Here is a 21,036-nt window from a genome sequence, read left to right as displayed (position 1 = left end):
TGATGCCGGTGGCCCAGGCCGCGTTGGTGCCGTCGTACGCCCCGTACGGCCCGCCGTAGGCGTGGCCGCTGTTGACCGCGGCGCGCGGATTCCCGGCGGTCGTCCGTACCCGCCCGGGGCAGGAGGCCGGACCGGCCGACTTCCTGCTCCGGGGGGAGCCGCTCAGCGGCCCGGGCGGACGGTGACGTCGGTGATCTCGGCGTCGCGCGGGAGGTCGAGGGCGGTGAGCAGGGCCTTCACCACGGACTCCGGGTCGATCCAGCGGTCGGCGTCGTACTCCTTGCCCTCCTGCTGGTGGACCTTCACCTGCATCGCGGTGGCGACCCGGCCCGGGTAGACCGAGGTGACCCGGACGCCGTTGCCGTGCTCCTCCTGGCGCAGCGCGTCGGCCAGGGCCTTCAGGCCGTGCTTGCTCGCCGCGTACGCCGACCAGTCGCCGTGCGCGTTGAGGCCCGCACCGGAGTTGACGAACACCACGTGGCCCTTGACCAGCCGCAGCGAGGGCAGCAGGAGGCGGGTGAGCTCGGCGGGGGCGACCAGGTTGACGTTGAGGGTCTCCTGCCAGGCCTTGACCGGCAGTTCGCCGACCGGGCCCAGCTCGACGACGCCCGCGATGTGCAGCAGGGAGTCCAGCTCGACGGGCAGCGCCTGGTGGCCGAAGGCCCAGGAGAGCTTCGCCGGGTCCCCGAGGTCGCCGACCAGGGTGCGGGCGGTGGGGAACCGCTCGCGCAGCTGGGCGGCCCGGCGGGCGTCGCGGGCCAACAGCCAGAGTTCGTCCCCGCGTTCGGCGAGTCGCTCGGCGAGGACGGCGCCGATGCCGGAGCCCGCGCCGGTGATCAGATGTGCAGCCATGGTCCTGATCCTCTCAGGCCGCGGTCTTGAGCTGCTCGAACACCTCGGCGGGAGTCTCCGCGAAGCCGATCAGCTCGCCGAGCGGGCGCGGCAGGAAGCCCTCCGCGTCCATCCGCTCCAGCTGCGTGCGCAGGCCCGCGTAGAACCCTTCGGTGTCGAGGACGATCACCGGCTTGTCGTGCAGCGCGTGCTTCTTGAGCTCCAGCACCTCGGTGACCTCGTCCAGCGTGCCGAGGCCGCCGACCAGCACGACGACGGCGTCGGCCCGCATCAGCAGCTGCGCCTTGCGCTCGGCGAGGTCCCGGGTGGTGATCAGCTCGTCGGCGCCCTGGTAGGCCTTGTGCCTCAGCAGCTCGACGGACACCCCGACCAGCCTGCCGCCCGCCGCCTTCACCCCGTCCGCGAGCAGCCCCATCAGCCCGGCGTTCGAGCCGCCCCAGACCAGCGTGTGCCCGCCCTCCCCGAGCAGCCGGGCGAACTCGGCGGCGGGGGCCGTGTAGCGGTCGTCGAGGGAGTACGCGGAGCAGAAGACAGAGATATTCATAGTGCTCCCCGGTCTATCACGGACCGGGGATTCCTCCGACCGGCTTTTCGCCTGCCAGCCGAGCAGGTGCCGGCCGTCCCCGCGGTTCGACGGCGCCGCACGACCGCCCCCGCAACGGACACCGAGTGGAGCGGCGTTGGCTGGGACTTCCCGGCGCTTGACCGCCCGTCCGCGCCGCCTCCTCGGCGGCGCGGACGGCACAGCCGGCCGGACGCTACGCCGGGACGGCCGGGCGCCGGGTGGTGGCGATGGTGGCGGAGCCGACGACGCGGGTGCCGTCGTAGAGGACGACGGCCTGGCCGGGCGCGATGCCGCGCACCGCGGAGTCGAGGGCGACCCGCAGCTCGCCGTCGACGACCGAGGCGGTGACCGGGACCTCCTCGCCGTGGGCGCGCAGCTGGGCGGTGTAGCGGCCGTCCGCCGCCGGGGATCCGCCGCACCAGCGCGGGCGGATGGCGGTCAGCGCGGTGACGTCCAGGCCCTCGACCGGGCCGACCGTGACGGTGTTGTTCACCGGCGAGATGTCCAGCACGTACCGCGGCTTGCCGTCGGCGGCCGGGCGGCCGATCCGCAGCCCCTTGCGCTGGCCGATGGTGAAGCCGTACGCGCCGTCGTGCTCGCCGAGCTTGGTGCCGTCCGCGTCGAGGATGTCGCCGGTGGCGGTGCCGAGGTGCTTGGCCAGGAAGCCCTGGGTGTCGCCGTCGGCGATGAAGCAGATGTCGTGGCTGTCCGGCTTCTTGGCGACGGCCAGGCCGCGCCGCTCGGCCTCCTCGCGGATGACGTCCTTGGTGGTGTCGCCCAGCGGGAACAGCGAGTGGGCGAGCTGGTCCGCGTCGAGCACCCCGAGGACGTAGGACTGGTCCTTGGCGGCGTCCGCGGCCCGGTGCAGCTGGCGCTCCCCGGAGGGCAGGTCGACGATCCGGGCGTAGTGGCCGGTGCAGACGGCGTCGAAGCCGAGCGCGATCGCCTTGTCCAGCAGCGCGGCGAACTTGATCTTCTCGTTGCAGCGCAGGCAGGGGTTGGGGGTGCGGCCGGCCGCGTACTCGGCGACGAAGTCGTCGATCACGTCCTCGCGGAAGCGCTCGGCGAGGTCCCAGACGTAGAACGGGATGCCGATCACGTCGGCGGCGCGCCGGGCGTCCCGGGAGTCCTCGATGGTGCAGCAGCCGCGGGCGCCGGTGCGGAAGGACTGCGGGTTGGCGGACAGCGCCAGGTGCACGCCGGTCACCTCGTGCCCCGCTTCGGCCGCGCGGGCGGCGGCGACGGCGGAGTCCACCCCGCCGGACATCGCCGCGAGCACGCGCAGGCGGCCAGTGGACGGAGCGGTCGGGGCACCCGGGAAGTCAGTCATGATGCCAACAAGAGTACGTGGTCTCGACGAACGCCCGGCCGGGGTTTACCGGGCGCGGGCGGCCGCCGCGAGGCCGGCCCGGCGAGCCCGCTGGACGGCCGGCTCGATGGCCGCGGCGAGCGCCGTGACGTCCTCCCGGGTGGAGGTGTGGCCGAGCGAGAACCGCAGCGAGGCGCGGGCCAGCAGCGGGTCGACGCCCATCGCCAGCAGCACGTGGCTGGGCTGCGGCACCCCGGCCGAGCAGGCCGAGCCGGTGGAGCACTCGATGCCCTGGGCGTCGAGCAGCATCAGCAGCGCGTCGCCCTCGCAGCCGGGGAAGGAGAAGTGCGCGTTGGCCGGCAGCCGGCCCTCGGGCGACGGGTCCCCGTTGAGCACCGCGTCGGGGACGGCGGCCAGCACCGAGGCGACCAGTTCGTCGCGCAGCAGCCCGGACCCGTCGGCGTGCTCGGCCCGCCGCTCGACGGCGATCGCCGCGGCGGCCGCGAAGCCCGCGGCGGCGGGTGCGTCCAGGGTGCCGGAGCGCACGTCGCGCTCCTGGCCGCCGCCGTGCAGCAGCGGGACGGGGGTGGCGCCGCGGGACAGCAGCAGGGCGCCGATGCCGTACGGGCCGCCGATCTTGTGGCCGGTGACGGTGAGTGCGGTGAGCCCCGACTCGGCGAAGGAGACCGGCACCTGACCGAGCGCCTGCACCGCGTCGGCGTGCATCGGAATGCCGTACTCGGCGGCCACGGCGGCGAGTTCGACGACCGGCTGGACGGTGCCGACCTCGTTGTTGGCCCACATCACGGTGACCAGCGCGACCGTGGACGGATCCCGTTCGACGGCCTCGCGCAGCGCCGCCGGGTGCACCCGGCCGAGGCCGTCGACGGGCAGGTACTCGACCGTGGCGCCCTCGTGCTCGGAGAGCCAGTGCACCGCGTCCAGCACCGCGTGGTGCTCGACCGGGCTGCACAGCACCCTGGTCCGGGCCGGATCGGCGTCGCGCCGGGCCCAGTACAGGCCCTTGACGGCGAGGTTGTCGGACTCGGTGCCGCCGCCGGTGAGGACGATCTCGCTGGGTCGGGCGCCGAGCGAGTCGGCCAGCGACTCGCGGGACTCCTCGACCACCCGGCGGGCCCGGCGGCCGGACGCGTGCAGGGAGGAGGCGTTGCCGACGACCCCGAGGTGTGCCGTCATCGCGGCGATCGCCTCGGGCAGCATCGGCGTGGTCGCCGCATGGTCCAGGTATGGCATAACCATCCGATTGTAGAGGGCGGCCGACAGGAGGTACGGCCATCGCGGCGATCCGGCCATTGCGCCGACTGCAACGCCCCGTTGGCCGGGAGGCACCCCGCCGTTGGCCTGCCGCCCGGGGAAGCGGTTAGCCTGACGCCCCACCGCAAATCGGCCGCAGAGGACAGGACTGGGGGCGGCATGTCGCAGTCGGTCGACCGCGCACTCACCATCCTCGGCTCGCTCGGCGACGGCCCGGTCACGCTGGAACAGGCGGCGACCCGGATCGGTGTGCACAAGTCCACGGCGCTGCGGCTGCTGCGCACCCTGGAGGAGCACGGCTTCGTCCACCGCCAGTCGGACCTGCGCTACCGGCTCGGCGGCCGGCTGCTCTCGCTCGCCCACCAGGCGCTGGAGGAGATCGACGTCCGCCAGGTCGCGGCGCCCTATCTGGCCTCGCTCAGCGAGCGCTGCGGCCACACCGTGCAGCTGGCCGTGCTGCAGGACGGCGAGGTGCTGTACCTGGACGAACTGGCCGGCCGTGGCTCCCCGGCCCGGCCGTCCCGGATCGGGCGGCGCGCCCCGGCGACGGGCACCGCGATCGGCCGGGTGCTGCTGGCCGGCCTGCCGGAGGGGGAGGCCGGGACGGCGGCCCTGACCGCGGAGCTGGCGGCCGTCCGCCGCCAGGGCTGGGCGGCCGAGTCGGCCGAGCACCGGGAGGCCGTGACCTGTGTGGCCGCCCCGGTGGCGGGCAGCGGCGGGCGGACCATCGCGGCCTGCGCGATCAGCGCCCCGGCGGACCGGGTGGCCCCGGCCGAGCTGGCCCGGCTGCTGCCGGAGCTGCTCTGCACCGCCGAGGCGGTCTCGCTGGCGTACGGCGGCTCGCCTACTCCTCGCTGGTGCGAGAACCGTTGCGGTGCCAGGCCCGCGGCGCGCGCCAGCCGTACCTGAGGGCGCACATCCGCAGGACGAAGGCGGTCAGCGCGGCGGCCGTCCCGGTGACGGCGGTCAGGTGGTCGAGGCCGATGAGCAGCACCACCAGGGCCGAGCCGACCAGGGCGGGCACCGCGTAGATCTCCCGGTCCCAGCGCAGCAGCGAGGGGATCTCGCCGGCCAGCATGTCGCGCATCACGCCGCCGCCGGCCGCCGTCACCATGCCGAGCGCCATCGAGGAGACCGCGCCGAGCCCGAAGTCGTGGGCCTTCACCGTGCCGGTGACGCAGAACAGGCCGAGGCCGAGTGCGTCGAGGGTCTGCACGGCCCGGTTGATCCGCTCGACCTCCGGGTGCAGGAAGAAGACCACCAGGCCGGCCACGAGCGGGGTGCTGAAGTAGCCGAGGTTGCTGAAGGCCGCCACCGGCGTGGCCCCGATGACCAGGTCGCGCATCACCCCGCCGCCCAGCGCGGTCACCTCGGCCAGCACGCAGATGCCGAAGATGTCCATGTTCTTGCGCACGGCGAGCAGCCCTCCGGAGAGGGCGAAGACGAAGATTCCGACCAGGTCCAGGGTCTGCTGCACGTCGGAGGGGAAGATCTGCGAGGTCACCGGACAACTATGGACCCCGCGGAACCCTCCCCTCCGCCTGCGTCACGAGGAGGCCTCGCCCCGTCACCCGGCGTTACCCGGGGCCGCGCGAACGCCACCCCGGGCCGGGCCGGCGCCACCCGGCCGTCACCCCGCCGTCACGCCATCACACCGTCACGCCGCGGCGAGCGGCTTCCCGCCCTCGGTCGTGCTCGGCGCGTTCTCCGGGAAGTGGCAGGCCACCTGGTGGCCGCTCTTCAGGGCGGTCAGCGGCGGCTCCTGGCTCGCGCAGACGTCCTGGGCCTTCCAGCAGCGGGTGCGGAACCGGCAGCCGCTGGGCGGGTTGATCGGGGACGGCACGTCGCCCTTGAGCAGGATCCGCTCGCGCTGCAGCCGCTGCTTGCGGCGCGGGTCGGGCACCGGCACCGCGGACATCAGGGCGTTGGTGTACGGGTGCATCGGGGTCTGGTAGAGCGAGTCCCGGTCGGCGATCTCGACGATCTTGCCGAGGTACATCACCGCGACCCGGTCGGAGACGTGCCGGACCACCGAGAGGTCGTGCGCGATGATCAGGTAGGTGAGGCCCAGCTCGCGCTGGAGGTCGTCGAGCAGGTTGACCACCTGCGCCTGGATGGAGACGTCCAGGGCCGAGACCGGCTCGTCCGCGACGATCATCTTCGGCCGCAGGGCGAGCGCCCGGGCGATGCCGATGCGCTGGCGCTGGCCGCCGGAGAACTCGTGCGGGTAGCGGTTGTAGTGCTCGGGGCTGAGCCCGCACAGCTCCAGCAGCTCCTGGACGGCCTTCTTCACGCCGCCCTCGGTCTGCACCTTCTGCAGCCGGAACGGCGCCCCGACGATGGTGCCCACGGTGTGCCGGGGGTTCAGCGAGGAGTACGGGTCCTGGAAGATCATCTGGATGTCGCGGCGCAGCGGCCGCATCGCACCGGCGCCCAGGTGGGTGATGTCGGTGCCCTCGAACTCGACCTTCCCGCCGGTCGGCTCGTCGAGCCGGGTGACCAGTCGGCCCATGGTCGACTTGCCGCAGCCGGACTCGCCGACGACGCCCAGGGTCTCGCCGGGGTTGACCGTGAAGTCGATGCCGTCGACCGCCCGCACCGCGCCGCTCTGGCGCCGCAGCAGCCCGCTGTGGATCGGGAAGTGCCGGGTCAGGCCGGTCACCCGGAGCAGCGGCTCGCGGTCGGGGGCGGGTGCCGGCGCGGGCACCTTCTTCATGGGCTCGGGGGCCGCCGCCTGAGTGTCCGTCATCGGTTCTCTCCAGAATGGTGGTACGAAACCGGGCTCACAGCCGGGGCGCGATCTCTTCGGTGAAGATGCGGTGCCGGTCGGCGGCGGCGAGGTGGCACGCCGCGTGGTGCCCGGGGGCGGCCTCGGTCAGTACGGGGATGTCGCTGGTCGAGCGCCCGCCGGTCAGCTCGGCGTACGGGCAGCGCGGGTGGAAGGCGCAGCCGGACGGGACGTTGATCAGGCTGGGCGGGGTGCCCTTGACCGGCAGGAGCCGGTCCTGGAGCTCCCGGTCGAGGCGCGGCATCGAGCCCAGCAGGCCCCAGGTGTAGGGGTGTTCGGGCGCGTCGAAGAGGGTCTCGGCGGGCCCGCGCTCGATGCACTTGCCGCCGTACATGACGAGGATGTCGTCGGCGAGCTCGGCGACCACCCCGAGGTCGTGGGTGATGATGATGACGGCCGAGCCGAACTCCTGCTGGAGGTCGCGGATGAGGTCCAGGATCTGCGCCTGGACGGTGACGTCCAGCGCGGTAGTGGGCTCGTCGGCGATCAGCAGCGAGGGGTCGTTGACCAGGGCCATGGCGATCATGGCGCGCTGGCGCATGCCGCCGGAGAACTGGTGCGGGTAGTCGTCGACCCGGCGGTCGGGTTGCGGGATGCCGACCCGGTCGAGCATCTCGACGGCACGGGCCCGGGCCTGCTTCCTGGTGGCCTGCGGGTGGTGCACCCGGTAGGCCTCGACGATCTGCGCCCCGACCGAGTAGTACGGGTGCATCGCGGTCAGCGGGTCCTGGAAGATCATCGCCAGCTGGCGGCCGCGCAGCTGCCGGACCCGCTCGGGGCCGGCCGCGATGAGCTCCTCGCCGTCCAGGTGGATCTCGCCGCTGATCCGGGCCCGCTTGGAGCGGTGCAGGCCCATGATGCCGAGCGAGGTGACGGACTTGCCGGAGCCGGACTCGCCGACGATGCCGAGCGTCCTGCCCTTGTGCAGGTCGAAGCTGACCCCGTCGACCGAGCGGACCAGGCCGTCGTCGGTGTCGAAGTGGATCCGCAGGTCCCGCACCGAGAGGAACGGGTCCCCGGCCGGGGCGGCCACGGGCGCCGGGGTCTTCTGGAGCTCGGTCACGACAGCCTCACCCGGGGGTCGACAGCGGCGTACAGGAGGTCGACCACGAGGTTGCAGACGACGATGAAGAAGGCGGCGAGCAGGGTGACGCCGAGGATCTTCGGCAGGTCGTTGTCGGCGATCGCGGAGACCGCGAAGGCGCCGACACCCTGGAGCGAGAACACCTGTTCGGTGATCAGGGCGCCGCCGAGCAGCAGGCCGAGGTCCATGCCGAAGATGGTGACGACCGGGGTGAGCGCGGAGCGCAGCCCGTGCCGCACGACCACCTTGCGTTCGACCAGGCCCTTGGCCCGGGCGGTGCGGATGTAGTCCTCGCTCATCGTCTCCAGCATTCCGGCGCGGGTGAGCCGGGCGTAGAGGGCGGAGTAGAGGAAGGCCAGCGAGATCCACGGGAGGATCAGGTTGCGGGCCCACATCAGCGGGTCGTCGGTGAAGTTGACGTACTGCAGGTTGTCCAGGATCGGCCACTCGTAGCTGAAGAGCGTGAGCAGCAGGGCGCCGGTGAAGAAGACCGGCAGCGAGACGCCGGCCAGCGCGATGCCCATGGAGAGCCGGTCGAAGATCGACTTCGGCTTGAGCGCGGAGATGACGCCGGTGGACACGCCGGAGACCAGCCACAGCACCGCGGCACCGACGGCCAGCGAGAGCGTGATCGGGATGCGCTTGGTCAGCTCGGGCCAGACCTCAAGGTGGTTCTTGAAGGAGTAGCCGAAGCAGGGCACGTGGCAGGTGGCCGCGTCCGGACCGAACTTGTACTCGGCCCCGGTGACCAGCGCCTTCAGGAAGCGCCCGTACTGGACGAAGATCGGCTGGTCGAAGCCGAGGTTCTTCTTGACCGCCGCGACCGCTTCGGGTGACGGGTTCTTCCCGATGTACTGCGTGGCCAGCTGGTCGGTGGTCTCGCCGGCCAGGCGCGGCAGCAGGAAGAAGATCGCGAAGGTGACCGCGCTGACCACCAGCAGCAGCACCACGGCCGCGAGCGTCCTGCGGAGGATGTAGGCAAACACAGTTGGGCGGCTCCGGCGGCCCGCCGCCGTCCGGGATCTTCCGGACGGCGGCGGGCGCCGCTGCCTTCACCTGCCTTCAGGGATGCGGAGCCAGGCTCTTACTTGGTCGTACCGATGTTCAGGTAGTCGTACTCACCCGAGAAGGCCGAGGTGGAGACGACGTTGGTGGCGGTGTCCGAGCGGTACAGGAACACCTTGAAGTAGGTCAGCGGGACGTAGACCGCCTGCTCCATGACCTTCTTGTCGATCTCCGCGTAGATCTTCTCGCGGGCCGCCTTGTCGGTGGTGACGGCGGCGTCGTCGATCAGCTTGTTGATCGCCGGGTCGTTCAGCGAGGCCAGGTTGTTGTTACCGGCCTCCTTGATGGCGCGGCCGTCGACGATCTGCTGCAGGAAGCCGTAGCCGGTCGGCCAGTCGGCGCCCCACTGCATCATCATCAGGCCGATGTTCTTCTCCTTGTTCTTCGCCGGCACGCCGACGTTGTCGGAGAGGTACTTGCCCTGCGGGAACTGCTGGATCTCGGCGTTGATGCCGACCTTCTTCAGCGCGGCCTGGATCGAGGTCGCGGCGGCGACCTCGGTGGCGCGCTCGGTGCGGGCGCTCAGGACGGTGTTGAAGCCCTCGGGCTTGCCGCAGGCCTTGAGGGCCTCCTTGGCCTTGGCCTCGTCGCCCTTGTTGTCCTTGGTCTCGTACAGGTTGATGTCCTGGTGGCCCGGGATGTCCGCCGGGAGCACCGAGTTGGCGATCTGGCCGCGGATCGGGCCGCCGACCGCGGTCTGCACCGAGACCTTGTCGATCGCGAACTGGACGGCCTTGCGGCAGTCCACGTTGTCGAACGGCGCGACGTGGCTGTCGATCGCGGTGTAGACCAGGCGGCCGCCGTAGGCGTTGTCGGTCTTGGCCTTGAGCTTCGGGTTCTGCAGGATCTGCGCCTGGGTCTGCGGGTCGACGCCGCCGCCGACGAGGTCCACCTGGGCGTTGCCGGCCAGCAGGTCCTTGTCGATGGTGGACTGCTCGATGTTCATCTTGAGCAGGATCTTGTCCGCGAGCTGCTTGCGGATCGGGTCGGACTTCGGGTCCCAGTTGGTGTTCGGCACCAGCGTGAGCTGCTTGCCGTCCTCGTAGGACTCGAACTTGTACGAGCCCGAGGCGAGCGGGTGCTTGACGTAGTCGGCGCCCTTGTCCTTGTCCTTCGGGACCGGCACGGTCTGCGGGGCGGAGACCAGGTAGTCGAAGTCCGCGAAGGCGTGCTTCAGGTGGAAGACGACGGTCAGGTCGTCCGGCGTCTCGATGGACTTCAGGTCGCCGGTCGCGTCCTTGTACGGCCCCTCGTAGGGGGTCGGGTTGTCGACCAGCAGCTCCTTGAAGTACGTCGGACCGTTGGAGAACACGTCCGGCGCGAAGTTGGAGCGCTCCACCGCGTACTTCACGTCCTTGGACGTGATCGCGCTGCCGTCCTCGTACTTCAGGCCCGCACGCAGCTTGTACGTCCAGGTCAGGCCGTCCGCGCTGGGCTGGCCCACCGACTCGGCGAGGTCCGGGACCAGCTTGTTGCCCTCGTCGCCGGGGCCCGGCGCGAAGGTCGTCAGCGAACGCCCGTAAAGGCGCGAGAAGTTGTAGATGTAGGCGTAGTACGTGTTGCCCGGGTCCAGGGAGTCCGGGGTGCCCTTCATCTCGTAGGTGACCGTCCCGCCCTTCTTGTCCGAGGCGTTGACGATGCCCTTGGTGGCCGCGTCGGCGCCGCCACCGGCAGAGGCCGAGGAGGACGAGTTGTCCCCGCTCTTGGAGGAACCGGAGGAACAGCCGGTGACGACCAGGACAGCGGCGGCGGCCACTGCGGTCAGCGCGACGGTACGGGACCTGCGCATGGTGAGATCAACCCCTTGAGGAGTGGTGGCGGATCGGAAACCCTGACGTTGAGTCAGTTGCTCTTGGGATCGAGGGCGTCACGCAGCCCGTCGCCGAGCAGGTTGAAGGCGAGGACGGTGAGGAAGATCGCCATACCGGGGACCACCATGTACTGGGGGTCCACCTGGTAGTACTTGATCGCGTCGTTGAGCATCCCGCCCCAGGAGGCCTGCGGGGCCTGGATGCCGACGCCGAGGAAGCTGAGGCCCGCCTCGAAGAGGATGTTGGTCGGGATCAGCAGGGTCGAGTAGACCAGGATCGGACCGACCAGGTTGGGCAGCAGCTCCTTGAACAGGATGAACGGGCCGCGGGCGCCCAGGCTGCGGGCGGCGTAGACGAACTCGCGCTCGCGCAGCGAGAGGGTCTGGCCGCGCACGATCCGGCCCATGTAGGGCCAGTTGAAGAAGCCGATCACGAAGATCAGCACCATGATGTGCAGCGGGAGGCCGTGCAGGCCGAACGCGCCGCCCTGGAGCGAGGCGGAGATCGCGATGGCGAAGAGCAGCAGCGGGAACGCCAGGAAGACGTCCATCACCCGGCTGATCAGGTTGTCCACCCAGCCGCCGTAGTAGCCGGCCATCACGCCGAGCACGGTGCCGATGGTGTTGGAGAGCAGCGTCGCGCCGAAGGCGACGAGCAGGGAGACCCAGGAGCCCTCGATGATCCGGGAGAGCAGGTCACGGCCCTGCAGCGGGTCCACGCCGAGCGGGTGGTCCGCGCTCATCCCGCCCCAGTCGCCCATCGGCAGTCCGCCGAGGTTGGCGTCCAGCAGGTCCTGGTTGAGCGCGTCGGGGTCCAGGTCGAAGAGCGACTCGATCGGCCTGGCCAGCACGGCGAGCACGATCAGCAGGATCACCACGATGCCGCCGGCGACGGCGGCCTTGTCCCGCTTGAAGCGGATCCAGGCGATCTGGCCGAGCGAACGGCCCTCGATCTTCTTGGCCGGGATCGCGGCGGCTGCTGCCCCCGGTTCGGTTCCGGCGGTCTTGATGGGTGCGGTCATGGTCAGTTCGGTCCCCTCGCCGACGGTGGCCGGCCCACGGGTGCCGGTCGCCGGTTCGGCGGTACGGCTGGTGCGGACGTGCGGAGGTGCAGATGCGGAAGCGGAAGTGCAGGTGCGAGTACGGGTGTTCACGGCGGTACGGCGTGCTGGGTCCTGCGGCCGCGCGGGATGGGCATCACGAGGCTCAAGCGGTCCGCCTGCGCGTTCACCTTCGTGGGGCTGCAAGTACGCGCGGTGCGTTGCGCAGAACTCTCTGCCATCCGAACTGGCTTGCGCCAGCCCTGACAACCGAGAGAAACCCAACTGTGATCTGTCGGCATGCACCTCCTGACCTCCGGCATATCCCTCTTCACACAGCTGTTACATGCATGTCAAGGGGGAGGACGGCACCGACTGAAAAATCGTCCGGAAAGCGCGGAAGCCGATCCGACATGTCGTCAGATCGGCTTCTCTGATGGGATTACAGCCCTCGGGCGGGATTCCGAAGGCCGGGGCCCGGAGGGCCCCAGGTCCCGTCCGGTCGATCTTGGCGGATCAGCGCGCGGCAAGATCGGCCGGACAGGGCCTAGCGCCCCGGGTATCCCGGCCAGGGCTGCTGCGGCGGCGGCTGCTGCCCCGGCCAGCCCGGACCGGGCGGCTGGGTGCCGTAGCCGTAGCCCGGCCCCGCCTGCGAGGCGTACGGCGGCGGCGGCACCGGCGGGTAGGGCGCCTGCGGACGGCCCTGCACCGGCGCCTCGCGGTCGTAGAACGGCCGCGCGTTGGCGCGCATCCAGAGCGCCACCGGGTCGTACTCGTCCCCCATCGCCACCGTCGAGACCGCCAGCCCCTCCGGCGCCACCGCGATCGCCCGCTGCATCAGCGCCCGGACGGCCTCCACGGTCGGGGGCGAACTCTCGTACAGCTCAAGACCGATGGCCAGATACGGTTCGCCCACGGAGGGCTGCACCCAGGCCCGGCGCAGCGCCTTGACCGCGCGCACCTCGCCCGCCTGCCGCTCCAGCAGCGCGAAGAACTGCTGCGCCGGCACCTGCGGTTCGCTCAGTCTCAGCGGCCCGGCCGGCAGCCGGTCCAGGCCCGCCGCGATCCGCCGCAGGTCCGCCCACGGCACCCCGACCCCGCCGCCCGGCGCATGCGGATTCAGCCACAGGCCCCAGCGGGTGCGGTACAGCGAGGCGGCGATCTCCCGGCCGGAGATCACCTCGTGCGCCCGCGCCCAGCCGGACGCGGCCAGCTGCTCGGGCGAGGTGACGGCCGGCGCGTAGCCGTGGCCGCTGATCTCCATGTTCCCGTACTGGGCGTCCTGGCTGCCGGGCGTGCCGTGCCAGAGCAGCATCCAGACCTGGCCCGCGGCGAGCGCCTGCAGCAGCGCCTCGTACGCCTCGTAGCGCTCCGGACCGACCTCGCGCAGGGCGCGCTCCAGCGCACCCGGATCCGCGCCGGGGCGCCCGGCGGAGGACTGGCCCCAGGGCCCCGGTGCACCGCCCGCTACCGCTCCCGCACTCATGCGCCCACCTCGCTGCGCCTCTTCTTCTCTCACCTGCCGCCGGCCCGGCGGGTGTCTGCACGCACCCTATGGGGCGCCACCGACCGCCGCCACGCCGACGTGCCTACAAGGGGCCCTCCTCCCCCGTGGCGGGTGAGGAGGGACGCGTCACATCCGGGCGTAGAACGGCCGGACCCGGTTGAGCATCCACTCGACGACGGGATCGTCCGCGAGGTCGAGCAGTACGAGGTGGACGCCCCCGGGCAGCGGCGCGGTTCCCAGTGCGCGGCCGAGCGCCTCGTTCACGGCGGCCGGTGCGACCGGGGCGCCCTGGTCCAGCTGGACGCCGATGAACATCACCGTCGGCTCGCCCTCGACGCTGGCCAGCGCGCGGCGGGCGGTCAGCACCCCGGGCAAGGCGGCCAGCTCGGCCCGGCAGGCGGCCAGGAAGGCCTCCGGGTCCTCTCCCGCCACCGGCTCCCGCAGCGCCACCCGGCCGCCGGTCGGCCCGTCCGGGGCCTCCCAGCGGTCCTCGCGCGGGCCGCGCCGCAGTTCCGCCACGCCCTGCGGCGGGACGGGGATGCCGACCGGCGCCTCGGGGTTCACCGCGATGCCCACGCCGAGCGGCAGGCCCCGGGCGAACTCCCAGACCGGCGCGACCGCGAAGGCCATCCCGGGCGCCTGCCGCAGGAACACCTCCTGCGAGGAGAACACCGGCACGTACGGGTCGCCGGCCAGCTCGATCGTCGGCAGGTCCAGCGCCTGCCCCTGCGGGTCGGCCCCGGACGGCAGCGGGATCCACACCTGGCTGCGGGCGAGCACCTCGAACACCCGGGGGGTCGCGCCCGGATCACCGAGCGCGGCGCTGAGCACCTGCTCCAGCTCGTTGGCCGGCCATCCGCCGCCCGGTGGCGCCGCCTCCGGGCCGCCCCACCCCTGCTGCTGCTCCACCGGGTACCCCATGCGCCCTGTACCGCCCTACTGGCTCGTCGACGCGTGCAGCCTAGCGCCCTCCCCCCTCCCCCCTCTCCCGCGTGGGGCGCAGACGTGCCATGATGTGCGCGTCTCCGCGTGTTTCCACCGGAGGCCCCTAACTCCATACCGGCCGCTCGAACCCGCGCGGGAGAGCCCGGAGTACCCCGAGAGGCGGTACAGCCGGCGCCGAAGGAGCAAGTCCTCCCCGGAATCTCTCAGGCACCCCTACCGCACGGGTTAGGCACATCTGGAAAGCGGAACACGGCCCTGCCGTGCGCCCACCCACGGTGCAAGCCGCCATGCTGTCCTGTTAGCTGTAAGAGCTGCGGGCCCGCGTGCGGTGAAGCTCTCAGGTTCGACGACAGATGGGGAGGCCCTGCCGCCGCATGCCCGCGCGCAGGCCGTGCCCCCGAGCGGGACCGGTCCGGCGTGCGCACCCCTGAGTGCCCAGACCGAGGAGTTCCAGGCCATGTCGTCCCTCCGCCTCACCGCGCTCGACGCGCTGCACCGCGCCCTCGGCGCGACGATGACCGACTTCGCCGGCTGGGACATGCCGCTGCGCTACGGCAGCGAGCGCGAGGAGCACCTCGCCGTCCGCACCAAGGCCGGTCTGTTCGACCTCTCCCACATGGGCGAGATCACCATCACCGGCCCGCAGGCCGGCGAGATGCTGGACCACGCGCTGGTCGGCTTCGTCTCCGCGCTCGGCGTGCTGCGCGCCCGCTACACCATGATCTGCGCCGAGGACGGCGGCATCCTGGACGACCTGATCGTCTACCGCCTGCGCGAGGACGCCTTCCTGGTCGTCGCCAACGCCTCCAACGCCCAGCTGGTCCTGGACGAGCTGATCGGCCGCGCCAAGGGCTTCGACGCCGTCGTCACCGACGACCGCGACACCTACTCGCTGGTCGCCGTCCAGGGCCCCGAGGCCACCGCGATCCTGGCCGCCACCACCGACGCCGACCTGGCCGGCCTCAAGTACTACGCGATCCTCCCGGCCCAGGTGGCCGGCCGCGAGGTGCTGCTGGCCCGCACCGGCTACACCGGCGAGGACGGCTTCGAGATCTTCTGCGCCCCCGGCGACGCCGAGCGGATCTGGACGGCGCTGACCGAGGCCGGTTCGGACCGCGGTCTGATCGCCTGCGGCCTGTCCTGCCGCGACACGCTGCGCCTGGAGGCCGGCATGCCGCTGTACGGGCACGAGCTCTCCACCGAGCTGACCCCGTTCGACGCGGGCCTGGGCCGGGTGGTGCGCTTCGACAAGACCACCAACGAGGGCGCGTTCATCGGCCGCAAGGCGCTGGAGAAGGCCGCCGCCGAGGCCGACGCCAACCCGCCGCGGGTGCTGGTCGGCCTGGTCTCCGAGGGCAAGCGCGTCCCGCGCGCCGAGTACACCGTGGTCTCCACGGACGGCGAGCCGATCGGCCGGATCACCTCCGGCGCGCCCTCCCCCACCCTGGGCAAGCCGATCGCGATCGCCTACGTGGACGCGGCGCACTCCGCCCCGGGCACCACCGTCGCGGTGGACGTGCGCGGCAAGCACGAGCCGGTCCAGGTCGTGGCGCTGCCCTTCTACAAGCGCGCCCGCTGATCCACCGGCGCGCCCGGTGAGGCCCGGTTCCCGGCGAGCCCGCCGAGGCCTGGTTCCCGGCCCGCACATTTCCACAGATCATCGTCGAAGCCGTCCGCCCGGCGGCCCGCTTCGCCGTACCCGCTTCCCATCCTGGAGAATGACGCCATGAGCAACCCCCAGCACCTGCAGTACACCAAGGAGCACGAGTGGCTGACCGCCGCCGAGGCCGGTGTCTCGACGATCGGCATCACCAAGCACGCGGCCGACGCCCTCGGTGACATCGTCTACGTGCAGCTTCCCGCGGTCGGCGACACGGTGACCGCAGGTGAGACCTGTGGCGAGCTCGAGTCCACCAAGTCGGTCAGCGACCTGTACTCGCCGGTCACCGGTGAGGTCGTCGAGGCCAACCAGGCCGTTCTCGACGACTTCGCGCTGGTCAACAGCGACCCCTTCGAGGGTGGCTGGCTGTTCAAGGTGCGCGTCGAGGCGACCGAAGAGCTGCTGAGCGCCGACGAGTACGACGCCATCATCAACCCGGCCTGAGCCACCGCCGGGGCGGCCGCAGCGCGGCGGCCGCCCCGCCCCGCCGGCCGCCCTCCCTCCTCCCCTGGGAAGACCACACCATGACGGTTCTGAACCAGTCCCTGCACGCTCTCGACCCCGAGATCGCCGCCGCGGTCGATGCCGAGCTGCACCGCCAGCAGACCACCCTGGAAATGATCGCCTCCGAGAACTTCGCCCCGGTGGCGGTCATGGAGGCCCAGGGCTCGGTGCTGACCAACAAGTACGCCGAGGGCTACCCCGGCCGCCGCTACTACGGCGGCTGCGAGCACGTCGACGTGGCCGAGCAGATCGCCATCGACCGGATCAAGGCCCTGTTCGGCGCCGAGTACGCGAACGTCCAGCCGCACTCCGGCGCGCAGGCCAACGCCGCCGCGATGTTCGCGCTGATCCAGCCGGGCGACACCATCCTGGGCCTGAGCCTGGCCCACGGCGGCCACCTGACCCACGGCATGAAGATCAACTTCTCGGGCAAGCTCTACAACGTGGCCGCGTACCACGTCGACGAGAAGACCAACCGGGTCGACATGGACGAGGTCGAGCGCCTCGCCAAGGAGCACCAGCCGAAGCTGATCATCGCCGGCTGGTCCGCCTACCCGCGCCAGCTCGACTTCGCCGCGTTCCGCCGGATCGCCGACGAGGTCGGCGCCCTGCTGATGGTCGACATGGCGCACTTCGCCGGCCTGGTCGCCGCCGGTCTGCACCCCAACCCGGTGCCGTACGCGGACGTGGTCACCACCACCACCCACAAGACCCTGGGCGGTCCGCGCGGTGGCGTCATCCTCGCCAAGGCCGAGTTCGCCAAGAAGATCAACTCCGCGGTCTTCCCCGGCCAGCAGGGCGGCCCGCTGGAGCACGTGATCGCCGCCAAGGCCGTGGCCTTCAAGGTCGCCGCCTCGGAGGAGTTCAAGGAGCGCCAGCAGCGCACCCTGGACGGCGCCCGCATCCTGGCCGAGCGCCTGCTGCAGGCCGACGTCGCCGAGGCCGGCGCCTCGGTGCTGTCCGGCGGCACCGACGTCCACCTCGTCCTGGTCGACCTGCGCAACAGCGAGCTGGACGGCCAGCAGGCCGAGGACCGCCTCCACGAGGTCGGCATCACGGTCAACCGCAACGCCATCCCGAACGACCCGCGCCCACCGATGGTCACCTCCGGCCTGCGGATCGGCACCCCGGCCCTCGCCACCCGCGGCTTCCAGGCCGAGGACTTCCGCGAGGTCGCCGACGTCATCGCCGAGGCCCTCAAGCCGGCCTTCGACGAGACCGTCGCCGCCGCGCTGAAGGCCCGGGTCTCCGCGCTCGCCGCGAAGTACCCGCTCTACCCGAACCTCTAGTTCGGCCACAGGTGACCGGGCTCACCCCGCCGGGCCACCTGGGATTCCGGGGCACCGCGCACACTGGACAGTGCGCGCGGTGCCCCGATCCGTGTCCACCCCGCTTGTCCTTCCACGAGACCAGACAAGGACGTCCCCCGTGGCCATCAGCGTCTTCGACCTCTTCTCCATCGGCATCGGCCCGTCGAGCTCCCACACCGTCGGCCCGATGCGCGCGGCCCGGATGTTCGCCCGCCGGCTGAAGTCCGAGGGCCTGCTGGCCGAGGTCACTTCCGTCCGCGCCGAGCTGTTCGGCTCGCTCGGCGCCACCGGCCACGGCCACGGCACCCCGAAGGCCGTCCTGCTGGGCCTGGAGAACAACTCGCCGCGCACGGTCGACGTCGACCAGGCCGACGTGGACGTCGAGCGGATCACCGCCGAGAAGCGCCTGCGGCTGCTGGGCACCCACGCCATCGACTTCGACCCCGACACCCAGCTGATCCTGCACCGCCGCCGGTCGCTGCCGTACCACGCCAACGGCATGACGATCTGGGCGTTCGGCGCCGACGGCTCGACGCTGCTGGAGAAGACCTACTACTCGGTGGGCGGCGGCTTCGTGGTGGACGAGGACGCGCTGGGCGCGGACCGGGTCAAGCCCGACGACACCGCCCTGAAGTACCCCTTCCGCACCGGCGACGAGCTGCTGCGGCTCAGCCGGGAGACCGGCCTGTCGATCTCCGGCCTGATGCTGGAGAACGAGAAGGCCTGGCGCTCGGAGGAGGAGATCCGCACCGGCCTGCTGGAGATCTGGCGGGTCATGCAGGAGTGCGTGCGGGCCGGGATGTCCCGCGAGGGCATCCTCCCCGGCGGCCTGAAGGTGCGCCGCCGGGCAGCCTCGGGTGCCCGCGCCCTGCGCGCGGAGGGCATCGGGCCGGCCAACGCCATGGAGTGGGTCACCCTCTACGCGATGGCCGTCAACGAGGAGAACGCCTCCGGCCGCCGCGTGGTCACCGCCCCCACCAACGGTGCGGCCGGCATCATCCCCGCCGTCCTGCACTACTACCTGAACTTCATCCCGGGCGCCGACGACGACGGCATCGTCCGCTTCCTGCTCGCCGCCGGGGCGATCGGCATGCTCTTCAAGGAGAACGCCTCCATCTCCGGCGCCGAGGTCGGCTGCCAGGGCGAGGTCGGCTCCGCCTGCTCGATGGCCGCCGGCGGCCTCGCCGAGGTGCTCGGCGGCAGCCCGGAGCAGGTCGAGAACGCCGCCGAGATCGGCATCGAGCACAACCTCGGCCTCACCTGCGACCCGGTCGGCGGCCTGGTCCAGATCCCCTGCATCGAGCGCAACGGCATGGCCTCCGTGAAGGCCGTCACGGCCGCCCGGATGGCCCTGCGCGGCGACGGCCGCCACCACGTCTCCCTCGACAAGGCGATCAAGACCATGAAGGAGACCGGCGCGGACATGAAGATCAAGTACAAGGAGACCTCGCGCGGCGGCCTCGCCGTCAACGTCATCGAGTGCTGACCCGGCCGACGCCGCGCGCCTGAGCCCCCGGACGGGATTCCGTCCGGGGGTTCAGGCGTTGCGGCGGGCGGACTCGTTCTCCTGAGCCAGGCGGCGCAGGGCGAGTCCGAGCACCTGGTGCTGCTCGCCCTGGTGGGCCGAGACGGCTCCCAGCACCTCCTCGCCGGTCGCGGCCTCGCCGGTCGGGGCCGACGCAGGGGCCGGCTCCGGGCCCGCCACCCCGGGCACCGCCGGGGCGGGCGCTCGGCGGCCCGCCAGGGCGGCCACCAGGGCGAGGGCCGCCAGGACCGCCGCACCGAGCAGGGCGCCGTGCAGTCCGTCCGTCACCGCCGCGCCGACCGCCGCCCGGACCTCGGCCGACATCCGGGCGAACGAAGCCGGGGTCAGCTCGCCGCCCGCGGTGAGCCCGGCGGCCTGCGCCTCGCCGAGGCGGTCGACGAGGACCGCGGCCATCCGGGCCGAGTAGACCGCGCCGAGGGCGGCCATGCCCAGCGAGCCGCCGACGCTGCGGACCAGGGTGACCGTGCCCATCGCGGCGCCCATGTCCCGGGGCTCCACCTCGCGCATCGTGGCGAGCATGGTGCTCTGCATGATCAGGCCGATCCCGATCCCGGCGACCGCCGTCAGGCCCGAGGCCAGCGCCTGCGGGGTGCCCGTCCCGAGGCCGAGCAGCAGCAGCACACCGAGCAGCAGCAGCGCGCCGCCGAGCAGCGGGTAGCGGCGTTGCCCGCCGCCCCGGGCCATCAGCCGGCCGGTCGCCACCTGGCTGCCGATCATGCCGAGCATCAGCGGCAGCAGGAGCATCCCGCCGGTGGTCGGGGTGACGCCCTGGACGAACTGCAGGTACTGCGGCAGGTAGCCGACCAGGGCCAGCATCACCGCGCCCGCCAGGAAGCCGAGCACCTGCGAGACGGTGACGTTCCTGCGGCGGAACAGCCGGGGCGGGATGAGCGGTTCGGCCGCGCGCAGCTCCACCCGGACGAACCAGGCCAGCGCCGCCACGGCCACGGCGGCCGCCCCGAGGACCCGGGGCGACGTCCAGGCGTGGGCGCTCCCGCCCCAGCTGCCGATCAGGGTGAGGGCCAGGATGCCGGTGGTCAGCAGTCCCCCGCCGGCGTAGTCGATCGGCACCTTCCTTCGCGGCGTCCGCAGTCCGACCCCGAGACCGGCCGCCACCAGCGCGAAAACGCCCACCGGCACGTTGACGTAGAACGCCCAGCGCCAGCTCAGGTGGTCGGTGAGGAACCCGCCCAGCAGCGGCCCGCCGACGAAGGCGATCGGCATCAGCACACCGATCACCGACTGGACGCGGCCCCGGTCCTCGGCGGGCACCAGCACCCCGATCACCGAGAGCGCGCCCACCATCAGCCCGCCGGCGCCCAGCCCCTGGACGGCCCGGAAGGCGACCAGCTGACCCATGTCCTGGGCCAGGCCGGAGAGGATCGAGCCGATCAGGAACAGCACCACCGCGCACTGGTAGGCGCCCTTGCGGCCGAAGAGGTCGCCGAGCTTGCCCCAGATCGGGGTGACCGCCGCGGAGGTGAGCAGATAGGCGGTCACCGCCCACGACAGGTGCTCCAGCCCGCCGAGGTCGCCCACGATGGTGGGCAGCGCGGTGCTGACGATCTGCCCGTCGAGCGCCGCGAGGAAGATCCCGAGCATCAGCCCGAGGATGCCGAGCCAGGGAAGGCGCGACCGGACCGGATCCGGCCGCTCCCCCGTCGCGCCACCGGCTCCCGTCGTGCCACCGGCTCCCGTGGTGCCGGTCGGCGCCGTCGTGCCGGTCGGCGCCGTCGCATGGGCGGTCATGGCTACCCCCTGAGGATGGGAAGGCCG

General features: G+C 72.1%; 18 protein-coding genes and 1 riboswitch. Of the genes, 5 read left to right on the top strand and 13 right to left on the bottom strand.

Annotation, left to right across the window (positions count from 1 at the left end):
- Positions 1-162: 162 nt before the first annotated feature.
- The 4 genes from ACGFZP_RS07155 to ACGFZP_RS07140 all read right to left on the bottom strand — a co-directional run bounded on the left by ACGFZP_RS07155 (position 163) and on the right by ACGFZP_RS07140 (position 3,980).
- Positions 163-852 carry an SDR family oxidoreductase gene (locus tag ACGFZP_RS07155; protein WP_392929434.1) on the bottom strand — a complete coding sequence of 230 codons (690 nt, stop codon included), beginning with the start codon at positions 850-852 and terminating at the stop codon, positions 163-165.
- 13 nt (positions 853-865) lie between these two features.
- Positions 866-1,396, bottom strand: coding sequence for a TIGR00730 family Rossman fold protein (locus ACGFZP_RS07150; RefSeq protein ID WP_392929433.1), 531 nt, complete (start codon positions 1,394-1,396; stop codon positions 866-868).
- A gap of 214 nt (positions 1,397-1,610) precedes the next feature.
- Positions 1,611-2,747 (bottom strand): tRNA 2-thiouridine(34) synthase MnmA, encoded by a 1,137-nt coding sequence (mnmA, locus tag ACGFZP_RS07145; protein ID WP_392929431.1) that lies wholly within the window; start codon positions 2,745-2,747, stop codon positions 1,611-1,613.
- Positions 2,748-2,792: 45 nt separating this feature from the next.
- Complete coding sequence (locus ACGFZP_RS07140; RefSeq protein ID WP_392929429.1) at positions 2,793-3,980, bottom strand: cysteine desulfurase family protein; 1,188 nt, start codon at positions 3,978-3,980, stop codon at positions 2,793-2,795.
- Positions 3,981-4,160: 180 nt separating this feature from the next.
- Between ACGFZP_RS07140 and ACGFZP_RS07135 the strand changes: the two genes are divergently transcribed.
- Positions 4,161-4,910, top strand: a complete 750-nt coding sequence (locus ACGFZP_RS07135; RefSeq protein ID WP_392929427.1) for an IclR family transcriptional regulator — start codon at positions 4,161-4,163, stop codon at positions 4,908-4,910.
- Here ACGFZP_RS07135 and ACGFZP_RS07130 read toward each other — a convergent pair.
- From ACGFZP_RS07130 to ACGFZP_RS07095, 8 genes are all read right to left on the bottom strand, one after another.
- Complete coding sequence (locus ACGFZP_RS07130; protein ID WP_392929425.1) at positions 4,846-5,505, bottom strand: trimeric intracellular cation channel family protein; 660 nt, start codon at positions 5,503-5,505, stop codon at positions 4,846-4,848. The two genes, ACGFZP_RS07135 and ACGFZP_RS07130, sit on opposite strands and share 65 nt — an antisense overlap.
- 153 nt (positions 5,506-5,658) lie before the next feature.
- Positions 5,659-6,750, bottom strand: a complete 1,092-nt coding sequence (locus ACGFZP_RS07125) for an ABC transporter ATP-binding protein (protein ID WP_392929424.1) — start codon at positions 6,748-6,750, stop codon at positions 5,659-5,661.
- A 34-nt stretch (positions 6,751-6,784) separates the two neighbouring features.
- The gene (locus ACGFZP_RS07120; RefSeq protein WP_392929421.1) at positions 6,785-7,852 is read right to left on the bottom strand and encodes an ABC transporter ATP-binding protein; all 1,068 of its coding nucleotides are present in this window, start codon (positions 7,850-7,852) and stop codon (positions 6,785-6,787) included.
- Positions 7,849-8,859 (bottom strand): ABC transporter permease, encoded by a 1,011-nt coding sequence (locus ACGFZP_RS07115; protein ID WP_392929418.1) that lies wholly within the window; start codon positions 8,857-8,859, stop codon positions 7,849-7,851. The genes ACGFZP_RS07120 and ACGFZP_RS07115 overlap by 4 nt, the downstream gene beginning before the upstream one ends.
- A 98-nt stretch (positions 8,860-8,957) precedes the next feature.
- Positions 8,958-10,727, bottom strand: a complete 1,770-nt coding sequence (locus tag ACGFZP_RS07110) for an ABC transporter substrate-binding protein (RefSeq protein ID WP_392929416.1) — start codon at positions 10,725-10,727, stop codon at positions 8,958-8,960.
- 53 nt (positions 10,728-10,780) lie between these two features.
- Complete coding sequence (locus ACGFZP_RS07105; RefSeq protein WP_392929414.1) at positions 10,781-11,770, bottom strand: ABC transporter permease; 990 nt, start codon at positions 11,768-11,770, stop codon at positions 10,781-10,783.
- A 565-nt stretch (positions 11,771-12,335) separates the two neighbouring features.
- Positions 12,336-13,274, bottom strand: coding sequence for an enhanced serine sensitivity protein SseB C-terminal domain-containing protein (locus tag ACGFZP_RS07100; protein WP_392929412.1), 939 nt, complete (start codon positions 13,272-13,274; stop codon positions 12,336-12,338).
- A 147-nt stretch (positions 13,275-13,421) separates the two neighbouring features.
- Positions 13,422-14,204, bottom strand: coding sequence for an enhanced serine sensitivity protein SseB (locus ACGFZP_RS07095; protein ID WP_392929409.1), 783 nt, complete (start codon positions 14,202-14,204; stop codon positions 13,422-13,424).
- 159 nt (positions 14,205-14,363) lie between these two features.
- A riboswitch (glycine riboswitch) is annotated at positions 14,364-14,469 on the top strand.
- A gap of 228 nt (positions 14,470-14,697) precedes the next feature.
- On the opposite strand from ACGFZP_RS07095, the gene gcvT reads away from it, so the two are divergent.
- The 4 genes from gcvT (at position 14,698) to ACGFZP_RS07075 (ending at position 19,200) form a co-directional block, all read left to right on the top strand.
- Positions 14,698-15,819: a glycine cleavage system aminomethyltransferase GcvT gene (gcvT, locus tag ACGFZP_RS07090; RefSeq protein ID WP_392929407.1), complete on the top strand. Its 1,122-nt coding sequence runs from the start codon at positions 14,698-14,700 to the stop codon at positions 15,817-15,819.
- A gap of 147 nt (positions 15,820-15,966) precedes the next feature.
- Positions 15,967-16,344, top strand: coding sequence for a glycine cleavage system protein GcvH (gene gcvH, locus ACGFZP_RS07085; protein WP_392929404.1), 378 nt, complete (start codon positions 15,967-15,969; stop codon positions 16,342-16,344).
- 80 nt (positions 16,345-16,424) lie between these two features.
- A complete protein-coding gene (glyA, locus tag ACGFZP_RS07080) occupies positions 16,425-17,693 on the top strand; it encodes a serine hydroxymethyltransferase (protein WP_392929402.1) in 1,269 nt (422 codons plus the stop codon).
- A gap of 139 nt (positions 17,694-17,832) precedes the next feature.
- Positions 17,833-19,200, top strand: coding sequence for an L-serine ammonia-lyase (locus tag ACGFZP_RS07075; protein WP_392929400.1), 1,368 nt, complete (start codon positions 17,833-17,835; stop codon positions 19,198-19,200).
- Between the two features lie 51 nt (positions 19,201-19,251).
- Here the strand turns inward: ACGFZP_RS07075 and ACGFZP_RS07070 are convergent, their stop codons facing one another.
- A complete protein-coding gene (locus ACGFZP_RS07070) occupies positions 19,252-21,009 on the bottom strand; it encodes an MDR family MFS transporter (RefSeq protein ID WP_392929398.1) in 1,758 nt (585 codons plus the stop codon).
- Between the last annotated feature and the right edge of the window lie 27 nt (positions 21,010-21,036).

Source organism: Kitasatospora sp. NPDC048239, from assembly GCF_043202015.1.
Classification (GTDB): Bacteria; Actinomycetota; Actinomycetes; order Streptomycetales; family Streptomycetaceae; genus Kitasatospora.
The sequence above is the reverse complement of the archived record's forward strand: the minus strand, read 5'-3'. Positions and strand labels throughout refer to the sequence as shown.